We start from the raw sequence: 15,769 nt of genomic DNA, 5'->3' as shown, positions 1-15,769 counted from the left end.
CCTTGTGTTTTCTGTTTCCACGGGGAGTGTGGGCGTGACTGTGCGGTGTGCTCGGAAAAGTGCGAAACTGCTGGGGCAGAGCGGGTTATGGCTCGGACGGGGTGCGCCGTCGAAGTGGGTCAGCCGCCTCGCGCTGGCCGCGACCATGGCTCTCCTGCCGGGGATTCTCACGCTGGAGGCGCAGGCGGCCGTTGTCGCCCCCTCTCCTACGCGGCTGGACATTCCCGGCTCTCCCTCTTCCGGCAACGCCGGCAAGGTCCCCGTGCAGCGCGCCGGATCGGCGGCGAACCTGCCGCACCTCGTCGATCCGGCCGCCACTCAGCCGCAGAGCAAGGGCAGGACCGCTGACGACGTCAAGCGCCCCAAGGGCTCGCTGCCGGTGGAGAAGCCGCGCGAGCTGCCGGACAAGCCCGCTACGGACGGGCTGAACAGCCCGCCGCCGCTGAAGTGGGAACCGTCTCCCGCCGGCACCCCGTCGCAGCCGGCGACGAACGACGGCCGCCCCTCCCGTGGAAGCGCCGAGGGCGCAGGCGTCGGCAAGGCATCCCCGACGGCGCTCGACGGACGTCAGGGGAGCGGGGCGAAGGCCGCCGAGACGGCTGTCCCCAGAGCGCGGACCGTGTCGGCCGTCGCCGCGGCCGCACTTCCCGTGGTGTCGGATCTGTCGGTGTCGGCGGGTCAGTTGTCGTCGGGGTTGTGGACGTTGTCGTCCGCGGCGCCGTATTTCGCGGCGTCGGGTGCTGATCCGGAGTCGCGGTCGTTGAAGCTGGAGGCGCAGGTCGAGCACGACCCGTCGGTTCCCGCACAGGGGGCGGGGCTGATCTGGTCCGACAGCGGTCAGGTGTCGAGCAGTTCGTGCTCGACCTGGAGCAAGTGTTCCCTGCAGACCCCAACTGTCGCTGCGGGGAAGTTGCAGGACGGCTGGCTGGTCCGCTGGCGGGTGCGGGCTTCGACCTCGTCCGGCGTGGTGGGGGCATGGACGCAGTGGCAGGCCGCGCGGGTGGACCTCACCAAGCCGGTGCTGTCCGATCTGTCGGTGTCGGCGGGTCAGTTGTCGTCGGGGTTGTGGACGTTGTCGTCCACGACGCCGTATTTCGCGGCGTCGGGGGCTGATCCGGAGTCGCGGTCGTTGAAGCTGGACGCCGAGGTCGAGCATGATCCGTCGGTTCCTGCTCAGGGGTCGGGGTTGATCTGGTCCGACAGTGGTCAGGTGTCGAGTGGTTCGTGTTCGACGTGGAGCAAGTGTTCCCTGCAGACCCCCACTGTTACGTCCGGCAAGTTGAAGGACGGCTGGCTGGTCCGCTGGCGGGTGCGCGCGTCCACCTCTGGGCAGGTGTCGAGCCCGTGGTCGGAGTGGCAGGCCGCGCGGATCGACATCTCCAAGCCGGTGGTGTCGGATCTGTCGGTGTCGGCGGGTCAGTTGTCGTCGGGGTTGTGGACGTTGTCGTCCACGACGCCGTATTTCGCGGCGTCGGGTGCTGATCCGGAGTCGCGGTCGTTGAAGCTGGAGGCGCAGGTCGAGCACGACCCGTCGGTTCCCGCTCAGGGGGCGGGGCTGATCTGGTCCGACAGTGGTCAGGTGTCGAGCGGTTCGTGCTCGTCCACGAGCAAGTGTTCCCTGCAGACCCCCACTGTCACTGCGGCGAAGCTGAAGGACGGCTGGCTGGTCCGCTGGCGGGTGCGGGCTTCGACCTCGTCCGGCGCGGCGGGCCCGTGGTCGGCATGGCAGTCGGCGACGGTCCAGGTCAGTGGCACGGCGGGCAGCGGTCTGGGCGCCGTTCCGGCCACGCGTGGCACTGATGCCTGGACGTTGGCGTCGGTGACGCCGTGGTTGTTCGGGAAGGTGTCCGACGCCGGTGGGGCGCGGCTGGTGCTGGGCGCGGAGGTCGAGCACGATCCGGCCGTGCCGGCTCAGGGCACGGGTGTGATCTGGTCCGGCAAGGGTGCCACGAGCTACGCCTCGGGCGGCCTCGCCTGGGTGCAGGTTCCGGCCGCGAAGCTGGCCGATGGCATGAGGGTGCGCTGGCGGGTTCGGGGTGTCACGACCGCGGGCGTCGAAGGTGAGTGGTCGGCGTGGCAGGCGGCCACGGTCGACGTGAGCAAGCCCGCGGTGTCGGATGGTGGGTGGACCCCGGCGACCAGGGGTGCGTTGTCGTGGACGGCGTCCTCGACCACGCCGTGGGTCTACGCCAAGGTCACCGATCCCGACTCGCGCGCCTCGCGGTTGTGGGTCCAGATCGAGCACGACGCGGCCGAACAGGGCTCCGGGGTGATCTGGGAGGGCAAGGGCACCGCCGCCGCCCAGTCAGGGGCGAACGCCTGGGTGCAGGTCCCGGCCGCGAAGCTGACCGACGGCATGAGGATCCGCTGGCGGGTGCGCGGTGAGACGACCACGAACGTCGTCGGCCCGTGGTCGGACTGGTCCGCCACCGTCATCGACCTGCGCAAGCCGTCCGTGGAGTCGCTGGGCATGGATCCGGCGCTGCCGGGTTCGGCGTCGTGGACGGCGGGGTCGGTGACGCCGTGGTTGTACGCGAAGGTGAGTGATCCGGACAATCGGTCCAGCAGGTTGAACGTGGAGGTGGAGCATGATCCGGCCGCCACGGCTCAGGGGACGGGGCTGATCTGGGCGGGTTCGTCGTCGAAGGATTATGCGACGGGGACGATTGCCTGGGCGGGGGTGCCGTCGGGGAAGTTGTCCGATGGTTGGCAGGTTCGCTGGCGGGCGCGGGCGACGACGGCCTCGGGGGTGTCGGGGCCGTGGTCGGCGTGGGTGTCGGCGCGGGTGGACACGACGGTGTTCCGGACGGTTCCGCCCGGCCCGGTGACGAGCGAGGCGGCGCCTTCGCTGGGTCAGTCGGTGTCGGATGTGTGGACGTTGCCGAGCGAGTATCCGGTGTTCACCGCGGCGATCTCCGATGCTGATCGTCGGCCTGGTGTGCTGGAGGCCGAGGTCGAGCACGATCCGGCGGTGCCGGGTCAAGGCAGCGGGTTGATCTGGTCGGGGCAGAACACGACGTTCGGGGAGACCTGCTTCACCGGCCAGCCGTGTGCGGCCTCGCACACGTCACCCGCGGCGGAGGGGATCCAGAACGGCTGGTCGATCCGCTGGCGCGTGCGGGCCGTGGTGCAGTCGACGGATGCCTCCGGTGCGCTGGTCGCGGGGCCGTGGTCGGGCTGGCAGCTCGCGCGGGTGGACACCTCCAAGCCGGTGGTGTCGGATCTGTCGGTGTCGACGGGCCAGCTCGCGTCGAAACTGTGGACGCTGCCGTCCACGCAGCCGTCGTTCTCCGCCCACGGCGCCGACCCGGAGTCGCGGTCGTTGAAGCTGGAGGCGCAGGTCGAGCACGACCCGTCCGCCGCCGGGCAGGGGAGTGGGCTGATCTGGTCGGACACCGGTCAGGTGTCGAGCGGTTCGTGCTCGACGTGGAGCCCCTGCTCGTTGCAGACGCCGGCGGTGACAGAGGGCAAGCTGAAGGACGGCTGGCTGGTCCGCTGGCGTGTCCGGGCCTCCACCTCTGGACAGGTGTCGGGCCCGTGGTCGGAGTGGCAGTCCGCGCGGGTGGACACCTCCAAGCCGATCGTGTCCCAGGCATCGGTCTCGCCGGGCCAGTCGGTGTCGGGGCTGTGGACGTTGTCGTCGACGCAGCCGTCGTTCTCCGCCTACGCTACGGACCCGGAGTCGCGGTCGCTGCGGCTGGAGGCGCAGATCGAGCACGACCCGTCGGCCACCGTGCAGGGCAGCGGGCTGATCTGGTGGGCCGCCGGTGCGGTGTCGAGCGCATCGTGCTCGACCTGGAGCCCCTGCTCGTTGCAGACGCCGACAGTGGCGGCGGGCGAGTTGAAGGACGGCTGGCTGGTCCGCTGGCGGGTGCGCGCGACCACCTCCGGGCAGGTGTCGAGCCCGTGGTCGGAGTGGCAGTCGGCGCGGATCGACGCCTCCAAGCCGGTGCTGTCCGATCTGTCGGTGTCGACGGGTCAGCTGTCGTCGGGGTTGTGGCGGTTGTCGTCCACGACGCCGTATTTCGCGGCGTCGGGGGCTGATCCGGAGTCGCGGTCGTTGAAGCTGGACGCCGAGGTCGAGCATGATCCGTCGGTTCCTGCTCAGGGGGCGGGGTTGATCTGGTCCGACAGCGGTCAGGTGTCGAGTGGTTCGTGTTCGACGTGGAGCAAGTGTTCCCTGCAGACCCCCACTGTGACGTCCGGCAAGTTGAAGGACGGCTGGCTGGTCCGCTGGCGCGTCAGGGTGTCCACCTCTGGGCAGGTGTCGGGCCCGTGGTCGGAGTGGCAGTCGGCGCGGGTGGACATCTCCAAGCCGGTGGTGTCGGATCTGTCGGTGTCGACGGGTCAGTTGTCGTCCGGGCTGTGGAGGTTGACGTCCACGACGCCGTCCTTCTCGGCCTACGGCGCTGATCCCGAGTCGCGGTCGCTGAAGCTGGACGCCGAGGTCGAGCACGACCCTTCGGTTCCCGTCCAGGGGGCGGGGTTGATCTGGTCCGACAGCGGTCAGGTGTCGAGCGGATCGTGCTCGACGTGGAGCAAGTGTTCCTTGCAGACGCCCACCGTGACGTCCGGCAAGTTGAAGGACGGCTGGCTGGTCCGCTGGCGTGTCAGGGTGTCCACCTCTGGGCAGGTGTCGGGCCCGTGGTCGGAGTGGCAGTCGGCGACGGTCCAGGTCAGTGGCACGGCGGGCAGCGGTCTGGGCGCCGTTCCGGCCACGCGTGGCACTGATGCCTGGACGTTGGCGTCGGTGACGCCGTGGTTGTTCGGGAAGGTGTCCGACGCCGGTGGGGCGCGGCTGGTGCTGGGCGCGGAGGTCGAGCACGATCCGGCCGTGCCGGCTCAGGGCACGGGTGTGATCTGGTCCGGCAAGGGTGCCACGAGCTACGCCTCGGGCGGCCTCGCCTGGGTGCAGGTTCCGGCCGCGAAGCTGGCCGATGGCATGAGGGTGCGCTGGCGGGTTCGGGGTGTCACGACCGCGGGCGTCGAAGGTGAGTGGTCGGCGTGGCAGGCGGCCACGGTCGACGTGAGCAAGCCCGCGGTGTCGGATGGTGGGTGGACCCCGGCGACCAGGGGTGCGTTGTCGTGGACGGCGTCCTCGACCACGCCGTGGGTCTACGCCAAGGTCACCGATCCGGACTCGCGCGCCTCGCGGCTGGAGGCGGAGATCGAGCACGATCCCACCGCGACCGGGCAGGGCACGGGCGTCATCTGGTCCGGCAAGGGTGCCACGACCTACGCCTCCGGCGGCAACGCCTGGGTGCAGGTCCCGGCGGGCAAGCTGGCCGACGGCATGAAGGTGCGCTGGCGGGTGCGCGGTGAGACTGCCACGAACGTGGTCGGCCCGTGGTCGGACTGGTCCGCCACCGTCATCGACCTGCGCAAGCCGTCCGTGGCGGGCTTGTCGATGACCCCGGCGACCTGGGACTCCGGAGCATGGACCGCGGCCGCGACGACGCCCTGGCTCTACGCCAAGGTCACCGACCCGGAGAACGGCGACTCCCGGCTCGCGGTCGAGATCGAGCACGACCCGGCCGCCACCGGTCAAGGGGCCGGCCTGATCTGGTCCGGCACGAGCGCGCAGCCGTCCCGCTCCGGCGAGAACGCCTGGGTGCAGGTGCCGGCGGCGAAGCTGACCGACGGCATGAAGATCCGCTGGCGTGCCCGCGGCGAAACCGCCAAGGGAATCACGGGAGCTTGGACCGACTGGGTCCAGGCACGCATCGACCTCGGCAAGCCGGTGGTCGAATCGCTGGGCATGGATCCGGCGCTGGCGGGTTCGGCGTCGTGGACGGCGGGGTCGGTGACGCCGTGGCTGTTCGCGAAGGTGAGTGATCCGGACAATCGGTCCAGCAGGTTGAACGTGGAGGTGGAGCATGATCCGGCCGCCACGGCTCAGGGGACGGGGCTGATCTGGGCGGGTTCGTCGTCGAAGGATTATGCGACGGGGACGATTGCCTGGGCGGGGGTGCCGTCGGGGAAGTTGTCCGATGGTTGGCAGGTTCGCTGGCGGGCGCGGGCGACGACGGCCTCGGGGGTGTCGGGGCCGTGGTCGGCGTGGGTGTCGGCGCGGGTGGACACGACGGTGTTCCGGACGGTTCCGCCCGGCCCGGTGGTGAGCCAGATGGCACCTTCGCTGGGTCAGTCGGTGTCGGGTGTGTGGACGTTGCCGAGCGAGTATCCGGTGTTCACCGCGGCGATCTCCGATGCCGATCGTCGGCCTGGTGTGCTGGAGGCCGAGGTCGAGCACGATCCGGCGGTGCCGGGTCAGGGCAGCGGGTTGATCTGGTCGGGGCAGAGCACGACGTTCGGGGAGACCTGCTTCACCGGCCAGACCTGCTCCGCCTCGCACACCTCCCCGACGGTGGAAGGCGTCCAGAACGGCTGGTCGATCCGCTGGCGCGTGCGGGCCGTGGTGCAGTCGACCGCTTCTCCCGGCGCGGTGGTGGCGGGGCCGTGGTCGGGCTGGCAGCTCGCGCGGGTGGACACCGCCAAGCCGCTCGTTACGGGGGTGTCGGCCTCGACGGGGCAGCTCGCCTCCGGGTTGTGGACGTTGTCCTCCACGACCCCCTACTTCGCCGCCTACGGCACCGACCCCCAGACGCGGTCGTTGAAGCTGGACGCCGAGGTCGAGCACGACCCGTCGGCCACCGCCCAGGGGAGCGGGCTGATCTGGTCCGGAAGCGGCTCGATGTCGAGCGGATCGTGCTCGACCTGGAGCCACTGCTCGTTGCAGACGCCCACCGTGACGTCCGGCAAGTTGAAGGACGGCTGGCTGGTCCGCTGGCGCGTCCGGGCCTCCACCTCCGCCAACGTGGCGGGGCCGTGGTCGGAGTGGCAGATGGCGCGGGTGGACACCTCCAAGCCGGTCGTGTCGGACCTGTCCGTCTCGACGGGGCAGCTCGCCTCCGGGTTGTGGACGTTGTCGTCCACGACCCCGAACTTCTCGGCCTACGGCGCCGACCCCGAGTCGCGGTCGCTGAAGCTGGAGGCGCAGGTCGAGCACGACCCGTCCGCCGCCGGGCAGGGCACCGGCGTCATCTGGAGCGACAGCAGCCAGGTGTCGAGCGGATCGTGCTCGACTTGGAGCAAGTGTTCCTTGCAGACGCCCACCGTGACGTCCGGCAAGCTGAAGGACGGCTGGCTGATTCGCTGGCGCGTCCGCGTCGCCACCTCGACCGGTGCGGCGAGCCCGTGGTCTGAGTGGCAGGCCGCCCGGGTGGACATCTCCAAGCCGGTCGTGTCGGACCTGTCCGTCTCGACGGGGCAGCTCGCCTCCCAGTTGTGGACGTTGTCGTCCACGACGCCGTCCTTCTCGGCCTACGGCGCCGACCCCGAGTCGCGGTCGCTGAAGCTGGAGGCGCAGGTCGAGCACGACCCGTCCGCCGCCGGGCAGGGCAGCGGCCTGATCTGGAGCGACAGCGGCCAGGTGTCGAGCGGATCGTGCTCGACGTGGAGCAAGTGTTCCTTGCAGACGCCCACCGTGACGTCCGGCAAGCTGAAGGACGGCTGGCTGGTCCGCTGGCGCGTCCGCGTCTCCACCTCCGCCAACGTGGCGGGAGCGTGGTCGGAGTGGCAGATGGCGCGGGTGGACACCTCCAAGCCGGTCGTGTCGGACCTGTCCGTCTCGACGGGGCAGCTCGCCTCCGGGTTGTGGACGTTGTCGTCCACGACCCCGAACTTCTCGGCCTACGGCGCCGACCCCGAGTCGCGGTCGCTGAAGCTGGAGGCGCAGGTCGAGCACGACCCGTCCGCCGCCGGGCAGGGCACCGGCGTCATCTGGAGCGACAGCAGCCAGGTGTCGAGCGGATCGTGCTCGACGTGGAGCAAGTGTTCCTTGCAGACGCCCACCGTGACGTCCGGCAAGTTGAAGGACGGCTGGCTGGTCCGCTGGCGCGTCCGGGCGTCGACGTCGTCCGGCGCGGCCAGTCCGTGGTCGGAGTGGCAGACGGCGACGGTCCAGGTGAGCGGCACCGCGGGGAACGGCCTGGGCGCCGTCCCGGCCACGCGCGGCAGCGACACGTGGACGCTCTCCTCGACCACCCCATGGCTGTACGCGAAGGTGACCGACGCCGGCGGGTCGAAGCTGGTGCTGGGCGCGGAGATCGAGCACAACCCGGCGACCGGCCAGGGCACCGGCGTGATCTGGGCCGGCAAGGGCGCCGCGAGCTACGCCTCCGGCGGCAACGCCTGGGTGCAGGTCCCGGCCGGCAAGCTGACCGACGGCATGAAGATCCGCTGGCGGGTCCGCGGCGTCACGACCGCGGGCGCCGAAGGCGAGTGGTCGCCCTGGCAGGCCGCCACCGTGGACCTGCGTAAGCCCAGCGTGGACGGCCTGGGCATGGACCCGGCCATCCGCGGCACCACCTCCTGGACCGCCGAGTCGCTCACTCCGTCGATGTACGCCAGGGTGACCGACCCGGAGAACCGGCTCAGCAGGCTGAACGTCGAGGTCGAGCACGACCCGGCCAAGAGCGAGCAGGGCACCGGTCTGATCTGGACCGGCACCTCGGACAAGGAGTACGCCTCCGGCACCAGCGCCTGGGCGGCCGTCCCCGCCGACAAGCTGACCGACGGCTGGCAGATCCGCTGGCGCGCCCGCGCCACCACCGCCTCCGGGGTCTCCGGGCCCTGGTCGGACTGGGTGTACGCGACCGTGACGGCCCTGCCGTTCGAGTCGTTCTCCCCGGCCCACAACAGCCAGGTCGGCACCCTGACGCCGGTGCTGTCGGTCAACGCCCGCCCCTACAACAAGGGCGAGGTCAAGTACTGGTTCCAGCTCTGCGCGGGCAGCGCGCCCAACTGGCGCTGGTGCAAGGACTCGGCGGAGAAGACCGAGGACTGGACCAAGGAAGGCGTCTGGCAGGTGGTCGACGCCCGGCTGAAGTGGGGCGAGACGTACTCGTGGATGGCGAAGGCCGCCACCACGTACACCACGGTCACCTCGTCGTGGCGGACCTTCACCCCCGTTCCCGAGCAGGGCAACATCAACGGCCTGCTGGCCGCCGGCACGCAAGGCCGCGAGTTCAACCACGTCTCGGGCAACTACGCGTCCACGGCGACGGACGCCTCGGTGACGACGGTGGGGCCGCCGCTGTCGGTGAACCGTACGTACAACAGCCTGGACCCGCGGACCGACGGCATCTTCGGGGCCGGCTGGACGACCCGCTGGGACATGCGCATCGAGGAGGAGCCGACCGGGAGCCTGCTGGTGACCTATCCGGGCGGCGAGCAGTTGCGGTTCGCGTCCATGGGCAACGGCGCCTACGCGCCGCCGTCGGGGACGTTCGCGACGATGGCCGCCGAGCAGGCCGGTGGCTGGCGCCTGATGGACAAGTCGGCCACCTCCTACTGGTTCGACGCCTCCGGCCTCCTCTCGAAGATCACCGATCACCGGGGGCGGGCCCAGGAGCTGACCCGCGGCGCCGACGGCAAGCTGGCCAAGGTGACCGCGACGGGCGGCAGGTCGCTGACGTTCACCTGGGCCGGCAACCACGTCGCGAGCGTCTCCACCGACCCGGTGGACGGCAACCCGCTCACCTGGACCTACGCCTACGAGGGCGACCTGCTGGTCAAGGTGTGCCCGCCGACCTCGGCGACGGCCTGCACGACCTACCAGTACGGCACGGGCTCGCGGTACAAGAGCGTGGTCACCGACTCCGGGCCGAAGTACTACTACCGGCTGAACGAGGGCGAGACCCGCACAGGCACCGTCGTCGCCAGCGCGGCGGGCTGGAACATCACCGAGCAGCAGGCCAAGCTGAACGGGACCACCCCGGCGGACCTCGGCGCGCGGGTGCCGGGCGCGCTGGCCGGCTCGCCGGACACCGCGATGCGTTTCAAGGGGGCTGCGACCTCGACCTACGTGCAGCTCCCGGCCGATGCGATCAGCGGTCAGGGCGGCGAGCAGGCGGTGGAGGCGTGGTTCAGGACCACCACGTCCGGCACGGTCATCGGGATGCAGAGCGCGGACAACAGCACGCCTGCGTCGTTCGTGCCGGTGGTGTACGTGGGCACCGACGGCAAGCTGCACGGCCAGTTCGGCACCGGCCCTTCCACCACCGCGCACACTCCCATCACCTCCACCGGTGCGGTGAACGACGGCAACTGGCACCATGCGGTGCTGTCGACGGTGGAGACCAGGCCCGCCTCGAGCACGCGGCCCGCCGAACACACGCAGACCCTCTACCTGGACGGCGCCGCGGTGGGCACGCTGGCCGGCGAGGTCCAGCACGACGAGATGTCGGAGACCCGGATCGGATCCGGGTACGGTTCCCCGGCCTGGCCGTCGAGCACCACCAGCACCGCGCCGTTCCCGTTCAACGGCGACATCGACGAGGTCGCGGTCTACGGCAGGCCCCTGAGCAAGGCGGCCGTGCAGCGGCACTTCGCGGCAGGGAAGCCGCAGCCGCAGCTCACCAAGGTGACCCAGCCGTCGGGCCGCGTGTGGGCGGTCAACGTCTACAACCCGGACGGCGGCCGGCTGGTCACGCACACCGACTCCAACGGCGGCACCTGGAAGCTGTCGGACCCGGTGTACACCAAGCAGACCACCGTCTCCACCTTCGCGACCGTGACGGTGACCGACCCGCACGACGGCGTCGTCACCTACGTCGCCGACGCGCAGCGTGGCTACCGGCAGGTGTCGGTGACCGACCAGGTCGGCGCGACCATGAAGTGGGCCTATGACGTGGGCGGATACCCGGCCAAGGTGATCGACCCGAACGGCAACGCGGTCGAGCTGGCGTTCAACGCCCGCGGGAACCTGCTGTCGAAGAAGACCTGCAGAACGGCGGGCACGAACTGCTCGACCGAGTACTACGACTACTTCGTCGACGTCGACAAGCCGTTCGACCCCCGCAACGACGTGAAGATCGGTGAGCGGGACGGCCGGTCCGCCTCGGCCGCCGACGAGACCTACATGACGTCCTGGACGTACAACTCGTTCGGAGAGGAGACCAGGACCACGACTCCGGCGACGGCGGACTTCCCGACCGGGCGCAGCACGGTCAAGACCTACACCGACGGTACGGAGCCGGCCGTCGGCGGCGGCACGACGCCCGCGGGCATGGTGAAGTCGGACAAGGACCACAAGGGCAACGAGACCACGTACGCCTTCACCGCCGCCGGCGACCTCGCGATGGAGACGCTGCCGTCCGGGCTGGTCAAGAAGTACACCCATGACGCCCTTGGGCGGGTGACCGCCACGACGGAGATCTCCCAGGCGTTCCCCGAGGGGGTCACGACCACGGTCGCCTACGACGGGATGGGACGGGCGCTGACCAGGACCGGCCCTGCCGTCAAGAACGAGGTGGACGGCAAGACGCACACGCTGCGCTGGTCGGCGGGTTACAACGAGGACGGCCTGCCGGTCACGGAGACCAATGAGGACCTGACCGGAGGGGACGCGCCGCGCAGGACCGTCTACACCTACGACGCCTTCGGCAGGCAGGCGACGATCACCGGGCCCGAGGGGAGCGTGGAGACGTTCGCCTACGACCACAAGGGCCAGAAGATCTCCTTCACCGACGCACGGGGCACGACGCTGGCGTACACCTACACCCCGCGCGGCGAGTCGGCCACGACGGTGCTGAAGGGCTGGACCGGCAGCCCCACCGCGCCGCAGGCGGCCACGGACATCGTGCTGACCTCGAACGCCTACGACCCGGCTGGACGGCTGGCCTCGCAGACCGACGCCATGGGCCGCACCACCGCCTACACCTACTACGCCGACAACCTGCCGGCGGAGACGACGGCCAAGGGCGCCAGGTTGAACGGCTCGGATGCCGCGCGCGACGTGGTGGTGGACTCGAAGGTGTATGACGCCGCGGACCACCTCATCCGCCAGACCACCGGCAACGGCACGCTGCGGGTGGAGGCCGCCTACGACGCGGCCGGACGGATCGTCTCCCAGACCGTGGACCCGGGCAAGCTGAACCGGGTCACCACACCCGTCTACGACGCCAACGGCAACATCACGAAGATCAGTCTGTCCGCGGCGGGCACCGACCGCGTCGAGTCCATCGAGTACGCCTACGACGCAGGCGACCACCCCGTCCGGCAAACCGTGCACAACGACGGGCAGGACCTGGTGACCACGCTCACCGTGGACGACCGGGGCCTGGTCACGGCGACGACCGACCCGCGCGGCAACGCCGCCGGGGCCGACCCGGCCGCCTACACCACCGACGTCACCTACGACAGCAGAGGCCAGAAGACGCAGGTACGACTGCCGTCGGTGCAGGTGCAGCGGGCAGGCAGCGCCCCGGCCACGCAGCGGCCCACGGCCAAGATGGGCTACAACACCTTCGGCGAGACCACGCAGCAGGTCGACCCTGAGGGCCGGGCCGTCAACTCGACCCTCGACCGGGTCGGGCGGGTCGTGGAGCAGCTCCTCCCCACCTACACGCCCCCCGGCGGGCAGCCGGTCTCGCCCAAGGCCACCACCGTCTACAACGCCGCCGGTGACGCGGTCAGCGTGACCGACCCGCGCGGCCAGACCACCACCGCGGTCTACGACGGGCTAGGTCGCAAGGTGCAGGTCACCGCGCCCAGGACGGGCTCGGCCGCGGCCGGAGTGTGGAACTACGGCTATGACCTGCTGGGCGAGGCGCTGTGGACGACGGATCCGACCGGGGCGCGTTCGGAGTCCACCTACGATGATCTCGGCCGGCAGATCACCTTGACCACGATCGAGCGCAAGCCGTCGCAGGCGGTGTACGTGACGAAGATGGAGTATGACGACGCCAGCCGGGTGACCAAGACGACCCGGCCCACCGGCGACACCTCCATCCGCACGTACGACGCCACCGGCGCGCTGGCCGGGCAGACCGACGCGCTGGGCAACACCACGACGTTCGGCTACGACCTCGCCGGCCGCCCGACGACGACCACCAACGCGCTGGGCCTGACCAGCAAGGTCGGCTACGACCTGGCCGGCCGCAAGACCCGGATCCAGGAACTGGACGACGCCGGTGCGGTGCTGCGCACCCACACCATCGGCTACGACCTGGCGGGCAACCCCACCAGCCAGACCTCCGGTGAGGGGCACACCACCGAGCGGGTGTTCGACGCCGCGAACCGGCTGATCGAACAGCGCGAACCGGTGTCGGCGTCCGAGAGGATCACCACCACGTTCGGCTATGACGCCGCGGGTGCGCAGACCCGCTCTACCGACGGTCGCGGGAACGCCACCTACGCCACCTACAACAGCCTGGGCCTGCTCGAGTCGATGATCGAGCCGAGCACCGCCGCCCACCCCGACCCGGCAGACCGGACCTGGACCACCCTCTACGACGCCGGCGGCAACTCGGTGACCAGCCTGCTCCCCGGCGGAGTGCGCGTAGACCGGATCTTCGACGAGCTGAACCGCCTGGTGAAGCAGACCGGCACCGGCGCCGAGGCGAACACCGAGGACAAGACGTTCGGCTACGACGCGGCGGGCCGCCTGACCGCCGCCGGTGATCTCGACTTCACCCTCAACGACCGCGGCCTGCTGCTCAAGACGACAGGCGCGGGCGGCGACGTCAACGCCTACGCCTACGACGCCAACGGCCGTCTGGCCCATCGCGTCGACGTGACCGGCACCTCCACCTTCACCTGGGACGGGGCCGACCGGCTGACCCAGTCGATCGACCCGGTCAGCAACACCGCCATCGACTACGCCTACGACAAGGCCAACCGGCTGACGTCCATGGCCTACGGGGCCTCAGGCGCGCGGCGCAGCTACACCTACGACGCGCTGAACCGGCTGACCAAGGACCAGCTCACCACTGCCGCGGGTGGCGCGATCGCCTCCATCGAGTACGGCTACGACCTCAACGACAACCTCACCGCCAAGACCACCACCGGCACGGCCGGGGCCGGCACCAACACCTATGCCTACGACCAGTCCAACCGGCTCACCTCCTGGACCGCCCCGGGCGGCACGAAGACCGCCTACGAGTGGGACGCCTCGGGCAACCGTGTCAAGGCCGGCGACAAGACCTTCACCTACGACGAACGCAACCGCCTGACCTCGGGCGACGGGCACACCTACACGTACACCGCACGCGGCACCCTGCTGGAGGATTCGGCCGGGATCGTCCGGCGCACCAAGTTCGACGCCTTCGACCGGCTCATCAACGATGACGCCGTCACCTACGGCTACGACGCTCTCGATCGTATGGAGACCCGCACACAGAGCGGGCAGACCTTGTCCTTCGCCTACGAGGGGGTCAGTAACAACCTGGTGGCTGTCACCGACGCCAACGGCGCCAAGCGGGCCACCTTCGGCCGCGACGCGCTCGGCCGCACTCTCGGCATCAACGACGGCACCGGCGCCCAGCTGGCCTTCTCCGACCTACGCGGCGACCTGGTCGGGGCCTTCGCCGCCAACGCGACCGCACTGGCTGATTCGGTGGCCTACGACCCCTTCGGCGAGGTCCTCGCGCGCACCGGCCCCGAGCACGCGCTCGGCTATCAGGGCGGCTACACCGACCCCACGACCCGCATGATCAACATGGCGGCCCGCTGGTACCAGCCCACCACCGGCAGCTTCGTCTCGCGCGACACCCTCACGCAGGACCCCGACCCGTCGGTCCAGCTCAACCGCTACGCCTACGCCAACAACAACCCCCTCACCAACGTCGACCTGGACGGGCACAAGAGCACGTCGAAGAAGAAGAACCCGGTCGACACCTACGAGGAGTGCAAGGGGCAGAAGAAGAAGAGCAAGACGTGCGGGGAGATCATCGCCGACCACGGCCGGTGCGTCAAAGACTACGGAAAGTCGTACTGCAAGGAGTCCGAGAAGGAGTACACGACCTGCCGCAAGGAGAACGGCAAGAGCTACTGCAACTCGACCAAGGACGTCTACGGGGACTGCCGCGCCGACGCGAAGTCCCACATGGGAGTGGTCTCGAAGGGCGGCTCCCCAGGGGCATGCAGGGACGCGGCCACGACGTACGCGGAATGCCGGGCCGCGGTGATCGACCGGCCGACCTGTCTCGACGCGAAGGACAACTACATCGCCTGTCGCGCCGAAGGAAGCACGAGAAAGGTCTGCGTCGAGGATGCCGGCAACTATCGAACCTGCCGGGCCGGCCATCCCAACTCCAAAGAGATGTGCGGCAACGCCTCGGAGATGTATCGCGGCTGCCGTTACGGCAACAAGACCAGCCAGCCCGTCTGCGCCGCGGAGAGTGATTACTACGTCAAATGTCGGGATCAGGCGAAGGACGCCGATCACAACGGCTGCAAGTCCTTCGCCGGCAGCTATTCCGACTGCATGTCCTCCAAGCAGTACGGCAACCATTCGGCGCAGTTCTGCAACACCGCGTACGACTCGCAGATGACGTGCATGAAGACGGACCGCATCAAGGACTGCAACTGGGTCGACGACGTCTACCTGGAGTGCGCGAAGAAGATGAAGGGGGAGCAGCCCTGCACGCAAGGGGGCGGCTTCACCGGGAAGAAATGCAATGCGAAGGGCGGCGACTGCGTCTACTACCTGAGCAACTCCGCCGCCAACCTCCTCGCGGCCGGCCTCGGTGCGATCAGTACGTTCGGGGAGGCATTGTGCGCGCTAAGCGCCGCTACAATCATCGGCATACCGCTCGGAGTTGTCTGCGGGGCGGCGGCCGGAATCCTCGGCGTGGCGGCAGCGGTGATCCTGAACCACAACAAGGGGAACGGGATCTGGTTCAAGTTCAAAACGGGCACGTACTATGATCAGCAGTCCGGAATGTTCGTACCGATGGTCAAGGAACTGAATATTGGATCGCAGTAG

General features: G+C 69.7%; 1 protein-coding gene. It reads left to right on the top strand.

Annotated features, from left to right (window positions below; translation table 11 throughout):
* The first annotated feature begins 145 nt into the window (after positions 1–145).
* Positions 146–15,769 carry an RHS repeat-associated core domain-containing protein gene (locus ACNF49_RS37145; protein WP_482940515.1) on the top strand — a complete coding sequence of 5,208 codons (15,624 nt, stop codon included), beginning with the start codon at positions 146–148 and terminating at the stop codon, positions 15,767–15,769.

It is taken from the genome of Actinomadura sp. ATCC 39365, assembly GCF_054392275.1.
This window is presented reverse-complemented; position numbering and strand designations above follow the sequence as displayed.

Coding starts and splice junctions, on each gene's coding strand:
- ACNF49_RS37145 (WP_482940515.1), top strand. CDS start 146: ATGGCTCTCCTGCCGGGGATTCTCACGCTGGAGGCGCAGGCGGCCGTT.